We start from the raw sequence: 23,450 nt of genomic DNA, 5'->3' as shown, positions 1-23,450 counted from the left end.
ACCGTGTATGTCAGCGACACCACGTTGACGATCGAGTTGCCTGATGACACCCGGGTGGTGCGCCGGACCACCACTCAACCCGTCCGCAGTATCAAGGCGGCCCGGCCCCGCAAGGCCGGTCATGTTTCCTAGAGCACACGTCAAGCATGTGGTGGGATCAACGCGTCAAGTATCAATCGGGACTAGACACCCGTGTGACCTACTGTCCTGTCTCGCTTGATGGTTGACACTCTGGCCTCGCTTGATGCTTGACACCTTGATCGTCTTCTGTGCCTGCTCGTGGCGTTGTCTGCGCTTCGGGGGAGGCCGGGATGGCATTGGTGGAGTTGAGTGTCGTGGAACAGCGCTATCACGCGGTGATCGAGGTGTTGTCGGGGGCGAAGGTCACCGATGTCGCCGAACGGTATGGGATCTCACGTCAGTCGGTGCATACCTGGGTGCGCCGCTATCGAGACGGCGGGCTGGGCGCTTTGGCCGATCGGTCGCACCGGGTGCGCGCACATCCGATGCAGACGCCGGCCGCGATCGAGGCGATGATCTGTGAGTTGCGCCGGGCGCATCCGCGGTGGGGGCCACGCACTTTGGGCTGGGAGCTGGCCCGGCGCGGGGTGGAGCCGGTGCCCTCGCGGGCGAGTATCTACCGGGCGCTGGTGCGCAACGCTTTGATCGATCCGATGGCGCGCAAGCGTAAACGCGGTGACTACGTGCGCTGGGAGCGGCCCGGGCCGATGCAGTTGTGGCAGATGGACATCATGGGCGGGGTGTTCCTGGCCGACGGTGGTGAGTGCAAGCTGATCACCGGGGTGGATGACCACTCGCGGTTCTGTGTGATCGCCTCGGTGGTGGCCCGGCCCACCGGGCGGCAGGTGTGTGCGGCGTTCGCCGCGGCGATGCGCGCTTTTGGGGTGCCGCTGGAGGTGTTGACCGACAACGGCAAGCAGTTCACCGGCCGGTTCGGCGGGCCGAAGGCCGGTGAGGTGCTGTTCGAGCGCATCTGCCGGGAAAACGGCATCCGGCTGCTGCATACCCGGCCGCGCACCCCGACCACCACCGGGAAGATCGAACGTTTCCATCAGACGGTGCGCCGGGAACTGCTCGACGACGCAGTGCCGTTCGCCTCGATAGGCGCGGCCCAGGAGGCGGTGGACGCCTTCGCCGAGCACTACAACACCGCCCGCCCGCATCAGGCGTTGGAGATGGCCTTTCCCGCCGACCGTTTCTTCGCCGACCACGTCGCCCTTCAGCAGAGGCGGATGCAGGAGGAGTTGCCGCTGCGGCTACCGGCCGGTTTGAGCGTGGTGGAGCCGTCGGCCTCGTCGATGACCCCGACCGCGCCGTCGCCGCAGGTCGTCACCGACGAGGAGGTGCCGGTGACCGAGCCGATGCAGGTTTCGGCCATCGAGGTTGAGCGGGTGGTGCCGGACTCGGGCAACCTGTCGGTCGGCGGCCAGCAGGTCTGGCTCGGCCCTGACCGCGCCGGATTGTCGATCACGTTGTGGATCAGTACCGCGCATCTGCACGTGTTCACCACCACCGGCGGCCGGCTCAAGACGGTGGCCTCCCGGCTGACGGTCAAGGACCTGGCCGCCCTGGTCGCCTCCGGGGATGCGCGCCCGGCCGCCTCCGCCCCGGTTCCCGACACCCAACAGCACCGTGCGGCCGTCGAGGTCGACCGGCTGGTCAGCTCGATCGGCATCGTCAGCCTGGCCAGCCACGCGTTGTGCATCGGCGCTCACCTGGCCGGTCAGCGTGTCACGTTGCGTCTGGATGGCATCACCGCCCAGGTCATGGACGGCGAACGCCTGCTGCTGCGCACCGTGCGTTGCCCGCTGCCGATCACCGCGTGCGGGCGTCTGCGCGGCGCTCGCCGGGCTGGTCCGCCGCCGACCACGCCCACCGGGCCGGTCACCGTTCAGCGCACGGTCTCCATTCGCGGCACCATCATGGTCGTCGGTCAGAAGGTCCAGGTCGGCCGGGTGCACGCCCGCAAGATTTTGGACGTGACCGTCGATGACACCCACATCACCATCCATGCCGACGGCGAGCCGATTCGTGTCGTTTCGCGAACCACCACCCAGGAGGTCACCCGGATCAAGTCCAGAGCGCATACTAAACAGCGAAAGACCAGCTAGGAGTGTCAAGCATCATCCGATGCCATTGCGTCAAGCATCAAGCGAGTCACGACACCCGTGTGACCTACTTTCATGGCATGAATACTAGGCGGAGAGGTAGAAGCGATAGGAGAAATTCATGGGCGATAGTTCATCCCAGCCGCCCTTAGGGCCGATTGACAGTCTAAACGAGGTTGACGACTTCGATTCTGCAGACGAGCCTCACGTCTTTTCTGGCGACGAAACCGGGCCAGCAAGAGCTGTTCTTTCTGATGTTGAGCGTAAGGTAATTTCTCGTGCAGAAGAAAGAGGGATTCGCTTCGAGGGGGCTTCTGTAAAAGATTTGATTTTTCGCAGATCGGGAGATATGCATGGGGATAGGGAGATACCGCGGAGCTGTATTTCCATACTCGATTCACAACTGGCTTGGAGGACGGTCGATCACTCCAGTTATGAAGGATATCTGGTTCCGGACTTAGGATTCGCTGAGCTTTGTGTCCGCTTCATGCGTGGTCCTCAATCGTTCTTGATGAGGCGAGTGACTCGCCTGGCTATCGACTCAGATGAAGGGTGCCCTCATTCTGGAAGCGACACGCCATTGCCTGCAATGGAGGTGAGGTCCGAAGCTGAAAGCTCTCTGAATTCTCGGGTTCATCTTTATGATTCAAGCGCAGCTTGTTGTATCGAGATATCAAACGTGTCACCGCTAGCCGCACTCTGCCATACCCGGCGTCCAGTTGGTTCTCTAGGTCTGGGAACGATCAAGTTCGATTTTCGTGAGGCTATGGATAGCGGGAAGCTAACGAAGGCTGTAGAAGCATTGTTGCAATCTCTCCTTTATGAGCTTGACGTTCGCAATGGAGTGGTTGTCAATCCAGCGCGGCGAGAGCCTTCTTATGGAAGTGAGCTTAGAGCAAGAAGGCGGGTCCCCGGGATAGCGAAAATTCGCTTTCCTAAAACAGGGTTACGACATGAAGTCGCGGCACTTTTTAATTTCGCGAGTTCGGCTGGCGAAAACCGGCCACTCGCCTTTCTTTCATACTATCAGACGCTAGAATACTTCGTCCCATCGGCCGTTCGTCGAGAGTCGCTCCGGCGCTTACGTAAAGAACTAAGAGACCCTCTATTTGACAATTCTAATAATGAGGCGCTTATGCGTCTGTTGCGCGTTGCTGAGGGTTCGACTGGCGCCAAAGAGTCGGAGCAATTCCGCATTTTGATACGGGAGTGTGTCAGGCGTGAGCGAGTAGTGGAATTCTTGGAGACGGGGGAATGGGGTGACTATTTCACGAAGCGCGGCCCCATCTCCGGCGTGGAACCGCTTAATGTTCAGAATTCGAGTAAAGACATTCTTGAGCAAGTCGCGGATAGGATCTATAAAATTCGAAATCGAATCGTGCACGCCAAAGATGATCCCAAATACGTAGACGCACCTGTGCTGTTACCGCAGAGCGATGAAGCGGATGCTCTTGTACCTGACGTGCGGCTAATTAGGCTGCTAGCCATTGAAATCGTTATCGACGGTCAAGATCAATAGAAGGCTTACTCAAGGAGGTCGGGTCGGTGAAACATAAGAGCGTTCCGGGCTGTTAAATAGCGGTCATGGAATTCTTGGGCTAAGGCTTCGCGGCGGTAGCGTTGGCGTAGGACGCGGTCCAGGTCTCCGGCTCGGTTAACGAGATCGGTGAGGGAGCGGCGGTCGATGTCGAAGGCGGCCATGCCTTGCTCTACTGCGGCGTCAAGTTCTCCACGTCGGGCGTGGACGATGCCGAGGTCGATGTGGGCGTCGGCGACCCGCATAGGGGCGTTGGAGGTGCCGTCCGGGCGGGTGTGCATCTGGATCGTCTCAAGGGCGTGTTCTTCGGCGCGGTCGTTGTCTTCGAGCCAGGTGTAGGCGGTGGCGGCGTAGAAGATCCACTTGGCGTGGTCGAACACGAAGTGGTGATCCGGGTTTCCGGGCAGCGGGAGTTTGGCAAGAGCGTCGGCTCCACGGGTGAGGGCCTTGTCCGCCTCGCGGCGGTCGCCGATTCGGGCCAGTCCGCGGGCCTCTTGCAGGGTGAGTTGGACTTGGGCGCTGGATTGGCCGGCGGCGGCCTGGCCCATGCGGGCGGCGATGACGACGTCTTCGTAGCGGCCTTCGACCAGGGCGAACCATGCGGACATCTCGTAGGCCCAGCCCATGAGTTCGCCGTGTCCAACCTGGCGGCCCATCTCGTAGGCGGCGCGGCGGGCGGTCTCGGCCTCCTCGCGCTCTCCCAGGTCGTAGTGAACACACCCGAGCAAGGCCGTCAGCCATCCTGTGATGACGAGGAGTTCGCGGTGCTGGGCGAGGGTGATTCGTCCGCCGAGTAGGCCGTTGACCTGAGCGAGACGCTTTTGGGTCCGGTCGCGCAACGTGGCGGCCGAAACGACGGGGTAGGCGCGGCAGAGTAGATCGACGGCCTCGGCGAGTGCTTCAAGGGTGCCGGTTCCGACGTCGGACGCCTGGAGCTGCTGGGCGAGTTCCATGGTGCCGTACAGGTCGGCCTCGGCTCGCAACGCGTCCATGGGAATGATGCTGGTGGCTTCAATGAGCTGGCCGGCCCCGCGTCTGTTCGGCCGAAATCCCAGGTCTTCGGGTTGAAGTCCGGTCAACTGGGTGATGGCGATCCGGTACGGAGAATGAGGCCACCTGACCTCTCCGGCCTCCCAGCGCCGGATGCGCTCCTCATCGCACGCCAGTGACTCCTTGATGCCGATCGGCGTCGCGTTGATCCGGTCGGCCAATTCGGCGCGTGTCAGGCGGTGCTCATTGCGCCACGCTCGGAGCTGGACGTTAGGGATGTTGTCGGGCATCTAGGGCCTTCCTCCCGGCTGGGGGCTCAAGAGGGGGAATTCAGGGGGGCCGTTTGGGGGTCCTGTCATTCTCGGTTTGCCGGTGGACTTGCCATCAAGCAACACGGTACGTCAGCCCGCCTTCCGCCGCAGGGAGTGCGGATCAATCCGAGGAGATGGCGACGGTGACCCGGCCAGAGGAGACCAGCGAGACACGCCCCTGCCCCGCGTGCCGGGGACGTGGAACCAAGCTGCGCAGCTCGCGCCGTGCCCTTCTCGTCGGCGAGAGCAGCGGTGATCAAGAGACGCAGGGAGAACAGGAATGTCTCGACTGCCTCGCAACCGGCCGGGTCGAAAGGAACGTGAGATGAATCCGATCATGCAGGCTGCTGCGGATCACCTCCAGCAGGAACACCAGCAGGACGAGGCCCTTGCCCTCACCCTCCTGCGAGATGAGTTGCTCCGGCTCGGTGTCCGCGCTGAGCTACGCGACAACGACAGTGCGCTGATGGTGCACCGTCCGCGGGTGGGCCTGCCGGTGTGGGTGTTCGTCGGCTACGGCGGCGCTTACTACTCCTGGCAGTCGGCCGAGAGGCGCCACCCGATCAACGACGTGACGGGCGCGGCCAAGGTTCTGGCCGACTACGCCGGTCGATAGGCGGGCGCGACGGGGCGGTGTCCTCCAGTACGGAGGGTGCTGGAGAGCGTTACCGCTGCTCCGTCGCGCTCTTCAACATCCCGGCAGGCAGTAGAGCGGCGCGCGGCCCACCCCATGCAGCCGCAGCGTCCTTCTTCCCTCTCTCTGCCTGCCGGGATCTTCTTTGCCCTTGTTCCCTTTGTCTGCCGGTGACGTGACAGGCGAGGGAAAGCCAGGTTACGCTCTGACTTGGTAAAACAACCTGTCGGGTGATGGACGGTCGTAATGTCACTAGAGTCCGTGCCTCCGAAGTACGCCCAGCTTGTGCAGGCACTTCAACGGCGTATCGAGTCGGGGGACTATCCTCCGGGCTCACTCCTGCCCAGTGAGAACCAGCTCATCAACGAGTTCGGTGTCTCCCGGCCCACCGTGGTCGCGGCATTGCGCGTGCTACGTGAACAGGGCTGGATCGATTCCCAGCAGGGCAAGGGACGCTTCGTACGCGGCCGTCCGGCGATGACCTCGATGGAACAGCCTCGCCCCGGTCAGGCGTACCTGACCAGTCCTGAGAGTGCCTCCGATGGCGAGGTGCTGGAAGCAGCGGCGCTGGCCGTGCCCAACCGGGTCGCCGTCCTGCTGGGCATCACCCCGAAGAGTAAGGCGTTCCTGCGGCGTCGCCTGGTCAGCCGGGCCGGCGAACCGACCGAGATCGTCTCGGTGTGGTTGCCGCTGGAGCTCTCCGAGGGCACCGACCTGACCAGTGCTGCCCCACTGCCCGAAGGGCTTCGCGAGCATCTCCAGTCGCGCAAGGGGGTGCGCTTCGACCACATCGTGGAACAGATCGTCGCGCGCATGCCCACCACCGAGGAGGTCAAGCGGCTCGGCATGCCGAAGAACGTCCCGCTGCTGTGCGTCTACGCGGCAGTACGTGATGCGACCGGTCATGCCCTCGTCGTAGCGGAAGTGCTTCTTCCGGCCGACCGGCATGAGTTGGAGGACGCCTACCCGATCGCGTAGGAAGTCCTTGACCTCCATGTGCGGGTCAGCGATGCGTTGTTCGCTAGGCGCAGCGCCAATCTCCGTCCCAGTCATGGGAGTCGTACGCCTCGACGATGACTCGGCGGCCACCGGCGGGCCCCTCATCTTCGAAGTACAGGGAGATCACTGCTTTTCCCTCGGCTCCCGCGATCGACGCATTGTCGTAGTGGCGGTGGATCTCCTGCGGCGTCAGCGCTGTTTGGAGCGTGATTCTGACGCGATAGTCACAGTAATCCCCGCTCCCGCCGCTCAGATTCTTTCCAAAGATCACATCGCGATCCATCGGGAAGACGTCTCGGCTTCGTGGCGGAAGAGGGTAGTCAAGGACGCGCTTGTAGAAAGCTTCGAGACGGGCGTTGTCCCGCCAGATTGGCATCATGATCAAGGCGAACGCCAGGGCAATCGGTGTAAATATGACTGCCAAGAGGACCCACGTACTTCGTCTCACAAGATCGAACCATAAGGCTGGCGGCATGTAGGCCGATGAAAAATCGGGATCTTATGCACCAACTGTCTCGTCTCGCTTCTGGGCCCGCTTAGGTACTTGACCTACCAAGCGGGCTCTCTTATTCTCGAATCACTTGATAGGTTAAGTGCCTGTCAGTTGATAAGAGGAGTGCCATCATGGCCCTGCAAGGACCCATCCCTGTCACCTTCGCCCAGGTCTTCCCGCACGGCTGCTACGTCGTCGGAGAGGTCGAGGCGGTCAAGGACTTCGACGCCTCCACCAACGGCCGCTTCGTCCAGTCCCGCGACAAGTCCACTGGAGAACTGGTGTGGCAGGTCGCGGTCATGGACGCCGACCCGACCGTCAAGCCCGGACAGAAGACCGTGGCCGTCAAGATCCTCGCCCCGCTCCAGCCCGTTCCGCCGGCCCCCATGCCGGGCCTGCCCTTCACCCCGGTCGAGTTCGACCACGTCACCGCCACCCCGTACGTCAACGGCGCCGGACGCCTCGCCTACTCCATCAAGGTCCGCGAGATGCGCGCCCCGCGCACCGGTCCCGTCGCCTCCGCTCCCGCACCCGCCAAGCACACCTCCACCGCTGGAAAGGACGTCGCCTGATGACGCGTCGCAGGACTCACCGCATCAGCACCATCACTCTCAACACCGGCCGTGGCGCCCGCGCCACCAACCACCCCTACCCGGCCCGGACTCCGGTTCTGGCGCTCGACTTCGGCGCCGTCTCGCTCCTGGTCACCACCTCGGCCGGCGACCTCGTGACGGCCTCCGACGTCGAGTTCGCCCGCCAGCTCGCCCACGAGGCCGACCAGTTCGCCCGCTCGGTCGAGAGCAAGTTCACCACCCCGGCCAACGAGCCCGACCAGGGCAAAGCGGCCTGACACGTAAGCGGGGCCGCTGGAACTGGCATTCCGGCGGCCCCTCGTCTCCCCAGACAGCGAATCAAGAGAGGGCTCAAGCCTATGTTCAAAAAACTGCCCGGTGACGAGGCGCAACACCTCGTCACCACGACCCCCGACACGGCTGTGGTGTTCCGCCCGGCCGTCCTCAAAACCCCCGCCATCGTCACCATCGTCATCTTCACCTGGCGACTGCTGGCCGGTGCCGTACGGCTGCTGTGGCGCTACCCGATCGCCTCACTCGTCGCGGTCACTCCCTCCGCGCTGAGCTGGCTGTACGGCTGGCAGTGGGGCATCGCGCTTCTCGTCCTGGTGCCCTTCACTCTCACCGCGTGGCGGCTGGTCGATCGGGCCTCGTTCCTGCGCCTGGTGGGCTGGCGGCTGCTGGCCTGGTGGCGTCGGGTATGGATTTATCGGCGGCACTGGCAGCCGGTGATGATCGTCTCCGGTCTCGGCCGTCACCTGCGGGGCCGTGACTATCTGCCCCGCCTCGTCCGGGTCACCTGCAACTCGTGGGCGGACCTGGTCATGGTGAAGATGCTCGCCGGGCAGTCGGTCAAGGACTGGTCCGACCGCATCGAGAACCTGGCCCATGGCTTCGGCGCCACCTCGTGCCGGGTGACCATCGCCCGGTCGGGCCGGCTGCTGCTGGCCTTCCCCCGGCGCGACCCGCTGGCCGTCCCCTTACCCGCGCTACCGATTCCCGCCGTGGCGTCGGTGGGGCCGGTCGAGATCGGCAAGCAGGAGGACGGTACCCCGTGGCGGCTCAAGGTTCACGGCACTCACGTCCTGGTCGCCGGAGCCACCGGGGCGGGCAAGGGCTCGATCATCTGGTCCACCATCCGGGGCCTGCTGCCTGCCGTCCGTGCGGGCCTGGTGCAGATCTGGGCGTTGGATCCCAAGCTCATGGAACTGTCCTTCGGCCGTGACCTGTTCGACCGCTACGCCGCCGATCCGGCCGAGTGCGCCGATCTCTTGGAAAAGGCCGTGGAGATCATGCAGGAGCGTGCGGGCCGGTTCGCGGGAGTCCAGCGCAACCATGTCCCTACCGTCGATGACCCGTTCGTCCTGGTCGTGGTCGACGAGGTGGCCTTCCTGACCGCCTATCAGTCCGACAAGGGTCTCAAGCTCCGCATTTCGGCCGCGCTGGCCACCTTGACCACGCAGGGCCGTGCGGTGGGGGTCGGTGTCCTGGCCGCCTTGCAGGACCCACGCAAGGACGTGCTGAGCATCCGCAACCTGTTCCCCGACAAGATCGCGCTGCGGCTGGACGAGTCCGAACAGGTGGACATGGTCCTCGGTGACGGCGCTCGGGATCGGGGCGCGCTGGCCGACCTGATCTCACCTCAGCCGGACCTCGGCGCGGGCATCGCCTACACCCGCTTGGAGACCTCACCCGAACCGATGCGTGCCCGTGTCGGCTACGTCTCCGATGCCGATATCCGCGACATGGTCGCCGTGTTCACCGCTGACACGCTGCCGCTGACGGTCGAGGGGGCCTGATGAGAGTCATCCTGCACGGCACCCCGGCCGAGATCGAGGGCTTGCCCTTCCGGCGGCTGCGGACGTTCAACGGCTCCGATCTCGCCGAAGTGACGGTGATCGTCGATCTCGACACTGCGAGGCTCCGCAAACACCCCTACAGCGATGTCTGCCAGATCTTCGCTGACGTGGTCAGCCGAGAGGAGGCCATGTGACCGATACCCCCATCCCCTCGCCGAATGGCGCCGACCGCACCTTGCCCCGCCTCGTCCGTGACACCCTGCCCCTCGCCCTGGACGTCGCCATCGAGGTCGCCAAGAACAACGGTGTGTGCATCCGGCCGATCGAACTGCGGCGTCTCGACACCCACACCGGCATGACCGAGTCGTTCAACATCCCCTGCGGCGCGACGCAGGAAGCCAAGTGTCCGCCGTGTGCCAACCGCAACCGCCAGCTCCGCCGGGCGCAGTGCCGGGAAGGCTGGCACCTCGACCACGAACCGGTCGCTGAACGCAACCCCTCCACCGAAGACCAGCGGTGGCTGATCGAGTTCCGGGCCGACGTGCAGGCCAAGCGGGACGAGGCCGAGAGGGACGGGGACGACACCCTCGACTGGGATGAGGCTATCGCGGGCATTGACGCCGAGATCAACGCCGCTGGGATGCGGGGCAACATCCTGGGCGGTCGGTCGACTCCCAAGCGCTCACGCTCGACGAGGCGGCGCCAGGACGCCCCGGATCTGCCCAAGCGGGCCAAGCAGGACACGACCCTCGGGCGGACCTTCATCGCCTCTGACGGCAAGGTCTACCGGCCGTCCCTGTTCGTCACGCTGACCCTTCCCTCTTACGGACGCGTTCGCAACGGCGTCCCGGTCAACCCGAGCACGTATGACTACGCGGCGGCAGCTCGCGATGCGTTGCACTTCTCCAAGCTCGTCGACCGGTTCGTGCAGAACCTTCGCCGGGTGGCGGGCTATGACGTGCAGTACTTCGCCTCTGTCGAACCACAGAAGCGGCTCGCTCCTCATCTGCACATGGCGATCCGCGGGACCATGCCGCGTGCGGAGGTCAAGGCGATCGCCGCCGCGACCTACCACCAAGTGTGGTGGCCGTCCGTCGACGAAGTTCGCTTCACCGGTGACCATCTGCCGGTCTGGAGTGAGCGGGCCGAACGGGCTGAGCCCTACCCGGACGGGCAGGCCGGCGACTACCTCGACCCGGCCACCGGGGAACTGCTGCCCACCTGGGACGAGGCGCTCGACCAGCTCGGCACCGACGAGACGGCCGAACCACTGCACGTGATCCGCTTCGGTACTCAGGTCGATGTTCAGGGCGTGCTCGCCGGATCGCCGGACGCTGACCAGTGCATCGGCTACCTGTCGAAGTACCTGACCAAGAGCCTCGGCGACCCCCTCGACCCTGAGGACCCGGACAACCACGCCCGCCGTGACCACGCGACCCGGATGGTCGAGGCTCTCCGCTACGAACCGTGCTCGCCGACCTGCCCGAACTGGCTGCGCTACGGCGTACAGCCCAAGGGCGCCAAGGCGGGCATGCTGCCAGGCCGGTGCAAGGGCAAGGCGCACAAGGCCGAACACCTCGGCTACGCGGGCCGGCGGGTCCTGGTCTCGCGCAAGTGGTCGAACAAGACCCTGCGCGAGCACAAGCAGGACCGGCGGGCCTGGGTGCTCGACATGCTCGGCCTTCCTGACGAGACGGTGACCGACCCACACCGCTACGTCTGGCGGCCGGTCTCCTCCAAAGACCCCAACCGCACTCCGCTGGCCAAACGGCTGCTGCGCGAGGTCGCCAACCGCCAGCGCACCCGCGCACGACTGATCGAACTTCAGGCCAGAGCGGACGGCCTCCCTGTTCCAGATCTTTCGGCAACTCCGGGACTGGAGGTGGCGGCATGACCAGGAAGACCAAGCAAGAGCCCAACTCGCTCCTCCCGGAACTCGCACAGGGCCGGTTGCTCACCGTCGAAGAGGCGGCCGAGCGGCTGAACACCTCGGTCCGCTTCCCCCGTCGCCTGATCGAGGAACGACGGATCGCCTTCATTCACGTCGGACGCAACGTCCGCATCCCCGAAGCGGCCCTTGAGGCGTTCATCGCTGCCGGGCTGGTCGAACCGATCACCATCACACGACGTAGGAGGGCCGCGTAATGGCCAAGGCTGAGGAAGGGCCTCGATACTCCGCCAAGGGCAAGCCGACCAAGAGGCGCTTCGGGCGCGTTCGGCAACTGCCCTCCGGTCGGTTCCAAGCTCGCTACCGGGGACCGGATGACATCGATCGGGCGGCCCCGGAGACCTTCGCGACCAAGCGCGACGCCGAGGTCTGGCTGACCAAGAAAGAGGCCGAGATCCTCGCGGAGGACTGGAGCAATCCGGATCTCGGCAAGGTGGCCTTCAAGGAGTACGGCTCCGACTGGGTGAACGAGCGTCCCGGCCTGCGACCCAAGACGGTCCAGCTCTATGAGGGCCTGCTCCGCCTGCACCTGGTCCCGACGTTCGGCAACCTGGCCGTGAGTGAGATCAAGGCGGCTCACGTGCGCAAGTGGCGCAAGACGCTCCTGGACGGGGGAGTCGGGCCGGTCACCGTCGCCAAGGCGTACCGGTTGCTCAAGGCGATCATGAACACGGCGGCGGAGGACAAGATGATCAAGTCCAACCCGTGCCAGATCAAGAGCGGCGGTAAGGAAGAGTCGCCCGAGCGCCCGACGCTCACCATGGAACAGGTCTTCACGCTGGCCGGTGCGATCGAACCGCGTTTCCGGGCACTGGTGCTCCTGGCGACGTTCGGCAGTCTGCGGTGGGGTGAGCTGGCGGCGCTCCGGCGCAAGAACCTCAACCTGGATGCCCGGACGGTTCGGGTCATGGCCTCCACCACCGAACTCAAGGACGGATCGGTAACCGTCAGCCTTCCCAAGTCCGCGGCCGGTACGCGGACGGTCGCTCTTCCCGAGGTGGTGGTCTCGGAGCTTCGCGCGCACCTCGCCACGTACACCGACGAGCATGACGAGGCGTTCGTCTTCCTCGGTGTGAAGGGCGCGATGCTGCGTCGGCCGGCCTTCAGCCGGATCTGGGCCAGGGCTCTGAAGGAAGCGAACCTTTCCGGCGTCCACTTCCACGACCTTCGCCATACGGGCAACACGTTCGCCTCGCAGTCGGGTGCGACGCTGCGGGAGCTGATGAACCGGATGGGGCACTCGACCACGCGGGCCGCGCTGATCTATCTGCACACCGAGAACGGGCGGGATCAGATGATCGCCGACGGCATGGGAAAGCTCGCCGAAGCGGCCCTCAAGAAAGAAGATCCACCGAGATCGGGCACGTAACGGGCACGGAAGATCGAAAAGGCTCGGAAAACAACTAAGGCCCCGGTCCGGATTCACATCCTGGCCTGGGCCTTCAGTCTTGGAGCGGGTGACGGGAATCGAACCCGCGCTGTCAGCTTGGGAAGCTGATGTTCTGCCATTGAACTACACCCGCAGCGGTGTGCCGCCCCACCACTGTAGCGGAAGTTGGGAGGCTCTCGTCCACTGTGGAAAGCGGGATCGTGGGTTGTACCGGCGCTCCCGGGAGGGGGCGGCGTTGGTAGGTTGCCTCACGTGCTGCTTTCCGATCGTGACATCGTTGCCGAGATCGAGACGGGGAGGGTGAGGATCGATCCCTTCCAGCCGGAGATGATCCAGCCGTCCAGTGTCGACGTACGCCTGGACCGCTACTTCAGGGTCTTCGAGAACCACCGGTACCCGCACATCGATCCGGCGGTCGAGCAGCCCGATCTGACGCGGATGGTGGAGCCGGAGAAGGACGAGCCGTTCATCCTGCACCCGGGGGAGTTCGTGCTGGCGAGCACGTACGAGGTCGTCACGCTGCCGGACGACATCGCCTCGCGGCTGGAGGGGAAGAGTTCGCTGGGCAGGCTCGGCCTGCTGACCCACTCCACGGCCGGGTTCATCGACCCGGGCTTCAGCGGGCACGTCACACTTGAGCTCTCCAACGTCGCCACGTTGCCGATCAAGCTCTGGCCCGGGATGAAGATCGGCCAGCTCTGCATGTTCAGGCTCAGCTCGCCGGCCGAGTATCCCTACGGTTCGGAGAAGTACGGATCCCGCTACCAGGGGCAGCGGGGGCCGACGCCGAGCCGTTCGTACCTCAACTTCCACCGGACGCCGATCTGAGGCCCGGGATCAGGTCCCGGAGACGGATTCTCCGCTCAAGGTGAACTAACGGTGAATTCAAAGTGAACTTTCACGCCGGAGTGGGCTGTCGTGGCGGGGTGAACCCCCTTGAGGAAGGGGGCGCCCGGGGACTCCGAGGGGCGGGAGGCCGTAGCAAGGGGGGCTGCTGTGAGCAGCCAAAACGCGGTTCAGCGGGCGACCGTGATGGAAATCACCCTGATTCCTCGCGGAGGCCCGCGGACCCTGGCGACCTTGGTGAACCGTGCGGGAAGTGCCCCGGAAGCGGGGGTTTCCGAGGGGAGTACGGGGAAGGTGCCGGATGGCGTTCAGGGGTGGATAAGTCCCATACTTGGCCTGTCTTCGTCATACTGTGGCCGAAAACCAGCAAAACGGTCATCGGAAAGATGCCCTCAAGGCTGCCTCAAGCTGTGTGTCGCCGGGTAGCGACATCGGGAAGAGTGCATGTCTAGCGGGTGAAGTTCGTATTTCCGCTGGTAACCCGTACCCTTCTCTGCGGACCATCCCCGCACATCTGGAGAACGACGTGCGCCTCCGTCTCACACCAAGTGAGGACAGCTACTACGACTTGTTCGCGGACTCGGCGAACAACCTCGTCACAGCGTCCCGTCTGCTGGTAGAGATCATCAGTGACGGATCGGACAGGGAAGCTCTGGCCGAGAAGATGCGCGCATGTGAGCACGCCGGCGACGAGCGTACTCACGCGATCATGAACCGGCTCAACGAGAGCTTCATCACCCCCTTCGACCGCGAGGACATCTACCGTCTCGCCTCGAACCTCGACGACGTGATGGACTACATGGAGGCGGCCGCCGACCTCATCGTCCTCTACCAGATCGATCACCTTCCCAAAGAGGTGGTCCGGCAGGTCGAGGTGCTGGAACGTGCTGCCGAGCTGACCGCCGAGGCGATGCCGCGGCTGCGCTCGATGAAGAACCTCAACGAGTACTGGATCGAGATCAACCGGCTTGAGAACCAGGCCGACCAGGTCTACCGCCGCCTTCTCGCCAAGCTCTTCGGCGGGGAGTACGACGCGTTGACCGTCCTCAAGATGAAGGAGGTCATCGATCAGCTCGAGATGGCCGCCGACGCCTTCGAGCACGTGGCCAACACGATCGAGTCGATCGCGGTCAAGGAAAGCTAAGTGGATCTCACGCTCGCACTCGTCATCGGCGTGGTGGTCGTAGCGTTGGTGTTCGACTACACCAACGGCTTCCACGACGCCGCGAACGCGATCGCGACCTCCGTCTCAACGCGCGCACTGACGCCGAGGGCCGCGCTCTTCATGGCCGCGGCCATGAACTTCCTGGGAGCGCACCTCGGTACGCAGGTGGCCGCGACCGTCGGCAAAGGCATCATCGACGCTCCACAGGGAAGCCACGGCCTCGTCATCGTCGGCTCGGGTCTGGTCGGCGCGATCACCTGGAACCTCGTCACCTGGTACTTCGGCCTCCCCTCCTCAAGCAGTCACGCGCTGATCGGCGGCCTGGTCGGCGCCGCGCTCGCCTCGGCGAGCAACGTCCACTGGGACGGGGTGGTGGAGAAGGTCGTCATCCCGATGATCCTGTCTCCGGTGATCGGCTTCACCCTCGCCGGGCTCATCATGATCGGCATTCTGTGGGGGTTCCGGCGCTCCCAGCCGTCGAAGACCAACCGGGGCTTCCGGCACGCGCAGACCATCTCCGCGGCGGCGATGGCGCTGGGCCACGGCCTCCAGGACGCGCAGAAGACCATGGGCGTCATCTTCCTGGCCCTCGTGGTCGGCGGCTACCAGCATGACGGGGATCCGATCCCGCAGTGGGTCATCCTCGCCGCCGCCACGGCCATCTCGCTCGGCACGTACGCGGGAGGCTGGCGGATCATGCGGACGCTCGGACGCCGGATCATCGCGCTCGACCCCCCGCAGGGGTTCGCCGCGGAGGCGGCCGCCGCGACGGTGCTCTACACCGCGGCCATCGGCTTCGGTGCCCCCATCTCGACCACCCACACGATCACCAGCGCGATCATGGGCGTCGGCGCCACCAAGCGTCTCTCCGCCGTGCGCTGGGGCGTCGCGGGCAACATCGTGACCGCCTGGGTTCTCACGATCCCGGCCGCCGCGTTCGTCGCCGCGCTGTCCTACTTCGCGCTGCACTGGATGATCGAGTAGTACTCCAGGTGGACCAGATCCCTCGGGGGGGACCTGGTCCACCTCAGGTTCGTCAGGCGGTGTCCTTCCGGTACATCACGTCGACGTCCCACCGGGTGAAGCCCAGTCCCTGGTACAGGCGGATCGCCGCCGAGTTGCTCTCGTCGACGTACAGCATCACGTGGGTCAGGCCTCGCGAGCGCAGGTGGGCCAGGCCCGCCAGGGTCAGCGACCTGCCCAGGCCGCCGCCCTGCTCGGCGGGGTCGACGCCGACGACGTAGACCTCGCCGATCGGCTCGTGCGCGTGGTCGCCGTCGCCGTGCACCTTGGTCCAGTGGAAGCCCACCAGCCGGTCGCGGCCCTCGGGGCCGCCGGGCCGTACGGCGAGGAAGAACCCGGCCGGGTCGAACCAGGGCTCCCGCTCGCGCAGCCTGAGGTCGTCAAGCGTCCACGCGCCCTGCTCCGGGTGGTCGGCGAAGGCCTTGGCGTTGAGGGCGAGCCAGGCCTCCTGGTCCGAGGTGCCGGGCTCGAAGGTGCGGAGCCGTACGCCTTCGGGGAGGTCGAAGGCACCGATGTCGGCGGAGAGCGGGCGGCGCATCTGCCACAGCGACCTCGCCCTTTCGAACCCCTCCGACAGGGCGAGGGCGTCGGCCGCCGGGTGTCCGCCGTGCGCCCACAGACGCAGGCGCCCGCCGGCGCGGTCGAGCACGGCCCGCAGCAGCCGCCGTCCGTATCCCCGCCCGCGGAACGCCGGGTGGACGACCAACTCCCCGCTGGGCCCCTCGACGGGGTCTGTCGGGTCCAGGTGGGCGTAGCCCGCGAGGTCGTCCCCGGCGTACAGGAGCACGGCTCCGGCCCGCTCGTCGCCGCCGTAGCGCAGGTGCAGCATGACATGTTCGTTGAGTGGCCGGACCCCGTCGGCCTTCGTGGCCGCATCCACCACCGTGAGGACCTCGGACACCTCTTGTTCGCCGAGTGCTCCCCGGTGTTCAACACGCGCGTTCATGTTCTGGACTCTAGGCGGGGGCACGTCTCGTGAGAGCACCGGGGACTGGCAAAAGCCGCCAGCTACCGGTCGGGTTAATCGTTATCTCTCGGACATTCCTTGCACAGATAGTCCCCTTAGTGTCGTGGACCATGATGTCTCGTTCCTTCCTGCGGCTGGCCATGGCGTGCGTGCTCGCCGGGGCCGGTGTCACGCTTGCGACGGGGCCGGCCGAGGCGGGCAACAAGCCCGCCAAGACGGTGCCGGTCCGCCTGCTCTCCCTCAACGACTTCCACGGCAACCTCGAACCGCCGACCGGCTCCTCCGGCCGCATGGTCGACGAGACCGGCGCCACGGTCGAAGCGGGTGGTGCCGTCTACGTGGCCACCCACCTCAAGCAGCTGTCCGACAAGAACACGCTGAAGGTCGCCCAGGGCGACCTGATCGGCGCGACCCCCCTGATCTCCGCGGCCTACCACGACGAGCCGTCGGTGGAGTTCCTCGGCAAGGTCGGCGTCACCGCCTCCGCCGTGGGCAACCACGAGTTCGACGAGGGGTACGCCGAGCTCAAGCGGATCATGAACGGTGGCTGCCACCCGGTGGACGGCTGCTCGCCCGCGGGCAGGTGGAAGGGCGCGGGCTACAGCTACCTCGGCGCCAACGTCGTCTTCAAGCGGCCGGCGCAGGGCGCGGAGAAGCAGGCGCTGGACGCCCTGGGCGGGACGAACACCGCCTCGCTGCGCGCCCTGCTCAAGGACTACGGCATCCCGGCCCTGCCCCCGGTCGCGATCCGCTGGATGAACGGTGTGCCGATCGGCTTCATCGGCCTGGTCACCGGTAGTACCCCGAGCATCGTCACCTCCGAGGGCATCAAGGACCTCGACTTCATCGACGAGGTGAAGGCCGCGAACGTCGCCTCCAAGCTCCTCAAGATCGTTGGTGTCAAGGCCCAGGTCGTGCTCGTCCACGAGGGTGACCAGGTGACCGCGGGCCAGTCGCCCGACAGCTGCAGCGCCCAGCCGGGCGCGGGCAACCGGATCGCCACGCAGGTCGACGCCGAGGTCGACATGATCCTCAGCGGCCACTCCCACCAGGCCTACCTGTGCACGGTGACCGACCCCAAGGGCGCCGGGCGGCTCTACAGCCAGGGCGGTTCCTTCGGCCGGGTCATCACCAAGGTCGACTTCCAGGTGGACGTCAAGACCCGCGACGTCGTGCGCTCCTCGGTGGTGGCCGACAACCAGGTCGTGACCAGGACCGTCACCCCCGACCCGGAGATCAGCGCGTTCGTCCAGACGTGGAAGGACCGGGTCGCGCCGGTGGCCAACCGGCCGATCGGCAAGATCACCGCGGACATCACCAACGCCGCGTCCGCGTCCGGCGAGTCCTCCCTGGGCAACCTGATCGCCGACGGCCAGCTCGCCGCGACCAGGACCGGCGGCAACGCCCAGATCGCCCTGATGAACCCGGGCGGCGTGCGGGCCGGCCTCACCTACGCGGGCTCACCCGCCGGTGAGGGCGACGGGGTGGTGACGTACGGCGAGGCGTTCACGGTCCAGCCGTTCAACAACCTCATGCAGGTGGTCACGCTCACCGGTGCGCAGCTCAAGACCGTTCTGGAGCAGCAGTTCACCGGCGGCCCCAACGCCCAGGCGTTCACCAAGATCCTGCAGCCCTCGTCGAACTTCACCTACACCTACAGCACGAGCGCGCCGTGGGGTTCGAAGATCTCCGCGATGAAGATCGACGGCGTCGACGTGACGGACACCCAGACGATCAGGGTCGCCGCCAACAACTTCCTCGTCGGCGGCGGTGACGCGTTCGCCGCCTTCACCGGCGGCACCGACCTGTGGAGCGGCCCGCTCGACATCGACGCCTTCGCCGCCCACTTCGCGGCGAACCCGTTGATCACGCCCCCGGTTCCCAACCACATCACGGTCGCTCCGTAACAGGGGCGAAAGGCACGACGCGCGCGTCAGACCTGCCGGACGACTCCGGTGGGTCTGGCGTGACGCCGGGAGCCCGTGCCCACGGGTCGCGCGGACCCCTGTACGGCCGCGGACGCGCGGACTCACCGGTCGGCGGCCGACCTGACAGGCCGGTGCCGATCGCGGCGGGAGGGTCCGCCTGCCCTACTGGCGGGCGGGCTCGCGCTCCTCGGCGGCCTCGTTGCCGCGCTCGGGGACGAACCGGTAGCCGACGTTGCGGACCGTTCCGATCAGTGCCTCGTACTCGGCGCCGAGCTTGGCGCGGAGCCGCCGGACGTGGACGTCCACGGTACGGGTGCCGCCGAAGTAGTCGTATCCCCAGACCTCCTGGAGGAGCTGGGCGCGGGTGAAGACCCGGCCCGGGTGCTGCGCCAGGTATTTCAGGAGCTCGAACTCCTTGAAGGTCAGATCCAGCGCGCGGCCGCGGAGCCGGGCGGTGTAGGTGGCCTCGTCGATCGACAGGTCACCGTTGCGGATCTCGTCCGGCACCTCCTCGGCGGCGGCCAGATTGAGCCTGCCCACGGCCATCCGTAGCCGCGCCTCGACCTCGGCGGGACCGGCGCTGTCGAGGAGGACGTCGTCGGCACCCCACTCCGCGGTCAGCCCGGCGAGACCGCCCTCGGTGACGATTACCATCAGAGGGCAGGAAACGCCCGTGGTGCGGAGCAGCCTGCACAGGCTCTTGGCCTGGACGAGCTCGCGGCGCGCGTCCACCAGGATCGCGTCGGCGGGCGGGGCGTCGAGCAGGGCGGACGCCTCCGCGGGCACGACACGTACCGAGTGCAACAGCAGCCCCAGCGCCGGGAGCACCTCAGTCGAGGGCTCAAGGGCGTTGGTGAGCAGTAGGAGATTGCTCACAATGCCTCCTTCCCGCGTCATGTCGGCGATAGCCGTACAAACACGTAAGGACCCGGGGGCTACGTTGCCCAGGTCCCGTAGTACGTGAGGATAACCCACGAGGAGTAAGCGTCCAGCGAAGGTCCACCTGGTGAACACCGGTTCTCCGAGTGGATTCGCCGTAATGGCATGGTAACCCTGTGTGTGTTCGAGGAGTTGGTTCACAGGTGGCGACGGGCACTGTCAGATATTGGGCCGCGGCCAAGGACGCGGCGGGCATCGCGGAGGAGCCTTTCGAGGCCGAGACCCTTGCCGAGCTGATGACGAAAATCACACCGGGTCGTGAAGAGCTGGCTCGTGTGCTGAGGCGGTCGTCGTTCCTGGTCAACGGGGACCCGGTGGGCAGGCGGGCGCACGAGGCGATAGTCCTGGCCGAGGGGGCGACGGTGGAGGTGCTCCCGCCCTTCGCGGGAGGTTGATCGGGTGCTGTCGCCGGCACGGAGTTTCGTACAGGATGACAGGGGGAGAGCACGCGAATGGGCACCCCTCGGGCCGGAGAACGAACAGGGAGTCGGATGCGCAAGCTGATCGCTTTTCTGGTCCTGCTGCTCGTTCTCGTCGCGATCCTGGACAGGGTCGCCGTCGCCGGGGTCCAGCGTGAGATCGCCACGCAGGCGACGGCCAAGTACGACCTGGAGTCCCCGCCCGAGGTCACCATCGAGGGCATCCCCTTCCTGACCCAGGCGGTCGCCGGGCGCTACGAGGAGGTCAAGGTCGCCGCGGGCGCGATGACCGTCTCGGGTGTCGCGCTGTCGAGCGTCGACTTCACCCTCTACGGGGTCACCGCGCCGCTCGCGGATCTGGTGCTCCGCCCCCAGCAGGTCGACATGCGCGCCGAGCGCGTGGTGGGATCGGTGGTCGTCCCGCTGAAGACGCTCAGCCGGCGGGCGCCCCGCGGGATCAAGGTCGGTGTCGCGGGCGACGCGCTCAACGTCAGCGGGGAGATCACCGTGCTGGGGCAGAAGGTGCCGGTGAAGGCGGCGCTGAAGGTCGAGATCGTCGAGGGCGGCCTGAAACTCGTCCCCGAGAAGGTGACCCTGGGCGGCGGCATCCCCGTGCCCGATCCCGAGCGGTTCATCAACTTCCGGATCCCGATCGGAAAGCTGCCGTACGACGTCAAGCTGACCGACATCAAGGTCACGCCCGAGGGCCTGCGCATCTCGGGTGAGGCCTCCGACGTGCCTCTGCGGGGCTGAACGTGCCCCGTGTCTGAACCGGATCGTCCCGCCGTACGTCGTGGGGATGTGAGTCAAGCCGGAACCGCCGACGAGCAGCTCGTCAGAGCGCTCTTCGACGAGCACGGCGGGCCACTCTACGGTTACGCGCTGCGGCTGACGGGCGACTCGGGGAGAGCGGAGGATGTCGTGCAGGAGACGCTGTTGCGGGCCTGGCGCCATCCGAACGCGTTCGCCGGCCGCTCCATCCGCGCGTGGCTGTTCACCGTGGCCCGCAATCTCGTCGTCGACCAGCATCGGGCCCGGAAGGCACGCCCGCCGGAGACGGGCGACGAGGCGCTCGCCGTGGTGCCCGCCGATGACGAGCTGGAGCGGGCGGTGGAGTCGTGGGCGGTCGCCGAGGCGCTGGCCGCACTGCGGCCCGAGCACCGCGAGGTGTTGGCCGAGGTCTACTACCAGGGGAAATCCGTCGCGGAGGCGGCCGCGTCGCTCGGCATCCCCGCCGGAACGGTCAAGTCGCGCACGTATTACGCGCTTCGGGCGCTCAAGCTGGCGCTGGAGGAGCGGGGGCTCGCGCCATGATGACCTGTGACGAAGTACGGATGTCGCTCGGGGTCTACCTGCTCGGAGCCCTGGAGCCGGACGAGCGCGTGCTCGTCGAGGCCCATCTCGCCGAGTGCGCGGAGTGCGCGGCGGAGCTCGCCGAGCTGAGCGGGGTGGCGACGTTCCTCGGCAGGGTGTCCGAGGACGACGTGGCGCAGGTGGCGAGCCCGCCCACGGCGGTGCTGGAGCGGCTGCTCAGCGCCAGGGTCAAGCGGCGTCGCATCACCCGGCTGATGCTCGGCCTGGCGGCCTCGGTCCTGGTGGTCGGGCTCGGCGGCGGGACCTTCTGGGCCGTCGTCCAGTCCCCGGAGGACGTCACGACGGTCGCGGGGCCCGCCGCGCCCGAGTCGTCGGCGGCGGACCGGAGCGCCCAGGAGCAGGGCGTTCAGGAACATGCCGAGCCCTTCTCGGCCTCGGCCTCTGCGCCCAACGCCAAGGCCGCTCCCACCCACCCCAGCGCCGACTCGCAGCTCCTGCTCGCCCCGAACGACCTGCGGGTCACGGGGAAGGACGAGGACGGCACGGTCCGCGCGGTGGTGACCGCCTCCGCGGGGCAGGGGGCGACCACGGTCAAGGTCGTGCTCACCGGTGTGGCCAAGGGCACGCGCTGCCGGCTGGACGTGATCGGGGACGGCGGTGTCAGGGAGACGGCGGGCAACTGGACCGTCAACCGGGCCGCCTATGACGAGTCGGGCGCCTTCACGGGCACCACGACGATCCCGCCGGAGCGCATCACGTCGTTCGAGATCTCCACCGCCGAGGGACGGGTGCTGCTCACGGTCGACGCCCGCTGAGCCTGTCCGGCGCCGCCGGGGGCCGGGCGGCGGGCGCGGGCGGTCCGTGCGGGAGCGCTCCGGGCGAGGGGCGTTCCGGCGGGGCGCGGAAACGGCGCCGGATACGTGAGCGGCGCGGGAACGGCCCGGGAATGGCTCGGGGCGCCCGCCTGTTGTCGTGTTCCGTGACCGGATTGACGGTGGTGGTCGTCACCCTCGCCTTCGCCACGCTCGTGGGCGTGGCGGTACGGCGGCGGAACGGGGTGGCGCGAGAGGTGAGGGGCGAGGTGGAGCGGCTCACGTCCGGCGACATCCACGCGGAGCTGGGGGAGCGGGCCACGCTGGTGCAGTTCTCCAGTTCCTTCTGCCAGCCGTGCCGGGCGACCCGGCGGATCCTCGACGAGGTGGCGGGGATGGTGCCCGGCGTCGCGCACGTGGAGATCGACGCGGAGTCCCATCTCGACCTGGTCCGGTCGCTGAACATTCTGCGCACCCCCACCGTCCTCGTCCTCGACCCGTCAGGGCGGGTGGTGCGGCGAGCCTCCGGCCAGCCCAGGAAGGCCGATGTCATCGGCGCTCTCGGTCTGGTGATCGAGTGATGAACGGGGCACCCTATCGTTCCTCGAACGATCACGTCTCAGAAATTGGACAGGGATGTGACAGATGGCGGGACACCGGGGTACTGTCGTGGGCATGAACTCCACGACAGAGCTGCTCACAAAGCGGCGCGCGGTTGATTTCTGCCGCGTGACCACCGCGCTCTGTCGTATTTCCTAAAGGGCGATCTCAAGCGGCCGCCGAGCCGCACCGATCTGCACGACCCTTCAGGAGCATCAAGCGATGCAAGCTGATCCCCGAGCTCTCCGTTTCACCGCGGCCGTCACGACAGTCGTGCTCGCGCTCGTCCTCGTGACGGGCAGCGCGTGGCTGTTGGCCGCACAGGCCGTGGTGTTCGCACTGGGCGTTCTCGGCCTCTCGCCGTACGGGATGGTTTTCAAAGGGATAGTGAAAAGCCCTCCGAAGGAGCTGGAGGACGCCGGCCCGCCGCGCTTCGCGCAGGGAGTCGGACTCGCCTTCGCCCTGGTGGGCCTGGTCGGATACGTCGCACAGATCACGCCGCTGGCCCTCGGGGCCACCGCGGCGGCACTTTTCGCCGGATTTCTCAACGCCGCCTTCGGCTTCTGTCTCGGCTGCGAGATGTTTTTGATCATTCGCCGCCTACTACCCGCCGCACGATGATCCTGGAGGATCAA

Annotated in this window: 26 protein-coding genes and 1 tRNA gene; 22 read left to right on the top strand and 5 right to left on the bottom strand. The window is 66.3% G+C overall.

What is annotated here, in order from left to right; all coding sequences use genetic code 11:
* Positions 1-326 precede the first annotated feature (326 nt).
* Positions 327-2,132 carry an IS481 family transposase gene (locus ACFQVD_RS27155; RefSeq protein WP_343982206.1) on the top strand — a complete coding sequence of 602 codons (1,806 nt, stop codon included), beginning with the start codon at positions 327-329 and terminating at the stop codon, positions 2,130-2,132.
* 118 nt (positions 2,133-2,250) lie between these two features.
* A complete protein-coding gene (locus ACFQVD_RS27150) occupies positions 2,251-3,648 on the top strand; it encodes a hypothetical protein (RefSeq protein ID WP_343981644.1) in 1,398 nt (465 codons plus the stop codon).
* A 5-nt stretch (positions 3,649-3,653) separates the two neighbouring features.
* Here ACFQVD_RS27150 and ACFQVD_RS27145 read toward each other — a convergent pair whose 3' ends face one another.
* Positions 3,654-4,946, bottom strand: a complete 1,293-nt coding sequence (locus tag ACFQVD_RS27145; protein ID WP_343981647.1) for a hypothetical protein — start codon at positions 4,944-4,946, stop codon at positions 3,654-3,656.
* Between the two features lie 346 nt (positions 4,947-5,292).
* On the opposite strand from ACFQVD_RS27145, the gene ACFQVD_RS27140 reads away from it, so the two are divergent.
* Together ACFQVD_RS27140 and ACFQVD_RS27135 are read left to right on the top strand one after the other, a co-directional pair.
* Positions 5,293-5,583, top strand: a complete 291-nt coding sequence (locus tag ACFQVD_RS27140; RefSeq protein ID WP_343981650.1) for a hypothetical protein — start codon at positions 5,293-5,295, stop codon at positions 5,581-5,583.
* Between the two features lie 264 nt (positions 5,584-5,847).
* Positions 5,848-6,579 (top strand): GntR family transcriptional regulator, encoded by a 732-nt coding sequence (locus ACFQVD_RS27135; protein WP_343981653.1) that lies wholly within the window; start codon positions 5,848-5,850, stop codon positions 6,577-6,579.
* A 43-nt stretch (positions 6,580-6,622) separates the two neighbouring features.
* Here ACFQVD_RS27135 and ACFQVD_RS27130 read toward each other — a convergent pair whose 3' ends face one another.
* Positions 6,623-7,024 carry a hypothetical protein gene (locus ACFQVD_RS27130; RefSeq protein WP_343981656.1) on the bottom strand — a complete coding sequence of 134 codons (402 nt, stop codon included), beginning with the start codon at positions 7,022-7,024 and terminating at the stop codon, positions 6,623-6,625.
* 200 nt (positions 7,025-7,224) lie between these two features.
* Between ACFQVD_RS27130 and ACFQVD_RS27125 the strand changes: the two genes are divergently transcribed.
* The 7 genes from ACFQVD_RS27125 to ACFQVD_RS27095 all read left to right on the top strand — a co-directional run bounded on the left by ACFQVD_RS27125 (position 7,225) and on the right by ACFQVD_RS27095 (position 12,781).
* Positions 7,225-7,665 carry a plasmid replication, integration and excision activator gene (locus ACFQVD_RS27125; protein ID WP_343981659.1) on the top strand — a complete coding sequence of 147 codons (441 nt, stop codon included), beginning with the start codon at positions 7,225-7,227 and terminating at the stop codon, positions 7,663-7,665.
* A complete protein-coding gene (locus tag ACFQVD_RS27120) occupies positions 7,665-7,943 on the top strand; it encodes a hypothetical protein (protein ID WP_343981662.1) in 279 nt (92 codons plus the stop codon). The genes ACFQVD_RS27125 and ACFQVD_RS27120 overlap by 1 nt, the downstream gene beginning before the upstream one ends.
* Before the next feature lie 81 nt (positions 7,944-8,024).
* Positions 8,025-9,464, top strand: coding sequence for an FtsK/SpoIIIE domain-containing protein (locus ACFQVD_RS27115; protein WP_343981664.1), 1,440 nt, complete (start codon positions 8,025-8,027; stop codon positions 9,462-9,464).
* Complete coding sequence (locus tag ACFQVD_RS27110) at positions 9,464-9,658, top strand: hypothetical protein (protein ID WP_343981667.1); 195 nt, start codon at positions 9,464-9,466, stop codon at positions 9,656-9,658. Before ACFQVD_RS27115 ends, ACFQVD_RS27110 begins: the two co-directional genes overlap by 1 nt.
* Positions 9,655-11,358, top strand: coding sequence for a replication initiator (locus ACFQVD_RS27105; protein WP_343981669.1), 1,704 nt, complete (start codon positions 9,655-9,657; stop codon positions 11,356-11,358). Before ACFQVD_RS27110 ends, ACFQVD_RS27105 begins: the two co-directional genes overlap by 4 nt.
* Positions 11,355-11,609, top strand: coding sequence for an excisionase family DNA-binding protein (locus ACFQVD_RS27100; protein ID WP_343981672.1), 255 nt, complete (start codon positions 11,355-11,357; stop codon positions 11,607-11,609). Before ACFQVD_RS27105 ends, ACFQVD_RS27100 begins: the two co-directional genes overlap by 4 nt.
* Positions 11,609-12,781 (top strand): tyrosine-type recombinase/integrase, encoded by a 1,173-nt coding sequence (locus ACFQVD_RS27095; RefSeq protein WP_343981675.1) that lies wholly within the window; start codon positions 11,609-11,611, stop codon positions 12,779-12,781. Before ACFQVD_RS27100 ends, ACFQVD_RS27095 begins: the two co-directional genes overlap by 1 nt.
* Positions 12,782-12,861: 80 nt before the next feature.
* Here ACFQVD_RS27095 and ACFQVD_RS27090 read toward each other — a convergent pair.
* A tRNA-Gly gene (locus ACFQVD_RS27090) sits at positions 12,862-12,935 on the bottom strand.
* Positions 12,936-13,054: 119 nt separating this feature from the next.
* Here ACFQVD_RS27090 and dcd point away from each other — a divergent pair.
* From dcd to ACFQVD_RS27075, 3 genes are all read left to right on the top strand, one after another.
* Positions 13,055-13,630 (top strand): dCTP deaminase, encoded by a 576-nt coding sequence (gene dcd, locus ACFQVD_RS27085; protein WP_030924559.1) that lies wholly within the window; start codon positions 13,055-13,057, stop codon positions 13,628-13,630.
* 544 nt (positions 13,631-14,174) lie between these two features.
* Positions 14,175-14,792, top strand: a complete 618-nt coding sequence (locus ACFQVD_RS27080) for a DUF47 domain-containing protein (RefSeq protein ID WP_030924556.1) — start codon at positions 14,175-14,177, stop codon at positions 14,790-14,792.
* Positions 14,793-15,797, top strand: coding sequence for an inorganic phosphate transporter (locus ACFQVD_RS27075; protein WP_343981679.1), 1,005 nt, complete (start codon positions 14,793-14,795; stop codon positions 15,795-15,797). It abuts the gene before it with no gap.
* Between the two features lie 52 nt (positions 15,798-15,849).
* Here ACFQVD_RS27075 and mshD read toward each other — a convergent pair whose 3' ends face one another.
* A complete protein-coding gene (mshD, locus tag ACFQVD_RS27070) occupies positions 15,850-16,782 on the bottom strand; it encodes a mycothiol synthase (RefSeq protein WP_343981682.1) in 933 nt (310 codons plus the stop codon).
* 131 nt (positions 16,783-16,913) lie between these two features.
* Here mshD and ACFQVD_RS27065 point away from each other — a divergent pair, with 131 nt between their 5' ends.
* A complete protein-coding gene (locus ACFQVD_RS27065; protein WP_343981685.1) occupies positions 16,914-18,710 on the top strand; it encodes a bifunctional metallophosphatase/5'-nucleotidase in 1,797 nt (598 codons plus the stop codon).
* Between the two features lie 183 nt (positions 18,711-18,893).
* Here ACFQVD_RS27065 and ACFQVD_RS27060 read toward each other — a convergent pair whose 3' ends face one another.
* Positions 18,894-19,607, bottom strand: a complete 714-nt coding sequence (locus ACFQVD_RS27060; protein WP_343981688.1) for a response regulator transcription factor — start codon at positions 19,605-19,607, stop codon at positions 18,894-18,896.
* A gap of 206 nt (positions 19,608-19,813) precedes the next feature.
* On the opposite strand from ACFQVD_RS27060, the gene ACFQVD_RS27055 reads away from it, so the two are divergent.
* The 7 genes from ACFQVD_RS27055 to ACFQVD_RS27025 all read left to right on the top strand — a co-directional run bounded on the left by ACFQVD_RS27055 (position 19,814) and on the right by ACFQVD_RS27025 (position 23,436).
* On the top strand, positions 19,814-20,065 hold the full coding sequence (locus ACFQVD_RS27055; protein ID WP_343981691.1) for a MoaD/ThiS family protein: 252 nt from the start codon (positions 19,814-19,816) through the stop codon (positions 20,063-20,065).
* Between the two features lie 96 nt (positions 20,066-20,161).
* Positions 20,162-20,842: an LmeA family phospholipid-binding protein gene (locus tag ACFQVD_RS27050; protein WP_343981694.1), complete on the top strand. Its 681-nt coding sequence runs from the start codon at positions 20,162-20,164 to the stop codon at positions 20,840-20,842.
* 48 nt (positions 20,843-20,890) lie between these two features.
* The gene (locus ACFQVD_RS27045) at positions 20,891-21,403 is read left to right on the top strand and encodes a sigma-70 family RNA polymerase sigma factor (protein WP_030924537.1); all 513 of its coding nucleotides are present in this window, start codon (positions 20,891-20,893) and stop codon (positions 21,401-21,403) included.
* Positions 21,400-22,218, top strand: coding sequence for an anti-sigma factor family protein (locus tag ACFQVD_RS27040; RefSeq protein ID WP_343981697.1), 819 nt, complete (start codon positions 21,400-21,402; stop codon positions 22,216-22,218). The genes ACFQVD_RS27045 and ACFQVD_RS27040 overlap by 4 nt, the downstream gene beginning before the upstream one ends.
* A gap of 164 nt (positions 22,219-22,382) precedes the next feature.
* A complete protein-coding gene (locus ACFQVD_RS27035) occupies positions 22,383-22,796 on the top strand; it encodes a TlpA family protein disulfide reductase (protein ID WP_343981700.1) in 414 nt (137 codons plus the stop codon).
* 64 nt (positions 22,797-22,860) lie between these two features.
* Positions 22,861-22,974 (top strand): putative leader peptide, encoded by a 114-nt coding sequence (locus tag ACFQVD_RS27030; protein ID WP_364220308.1) that lies wholly within the window; start codon positions 22,861-22,863, stop codon positions 22,972-22,974.
* A gap of 63 nt (positions 22,975-23,037) precedes the next feature.
* The gene (locus ACFQVD_RS27025; RefSeq protein ID WP_343981704.1) at positions 23,038-23,436 is read left to right on the top strand and encodes a DUF4395 domain-containing protein; all 399 of its coding nucleotides are present in this window, start codon (positions 23,038-23,040) and stop codon (positions 23,434-23,436) included.
* The last annotated feature ends 14 nt before the right edge of the window (positions 23,437-23,450 follow it).

The sequence above is a fragment of the Streptosporangium amethystogenes subsp. fukuiense genome, assembly GCF_042665875.1.
Taxonomy (GTDB): domain Bacteria; phylum Actinomycetota; class Actinomycetes; order Streptosporangiales; family Streptosporangiaceae; genus Streptosporangium; species Streptosporangium fukuiense.
This window is presented reverse-complemented; position numbering and strand designations above follow the sequence as displayed.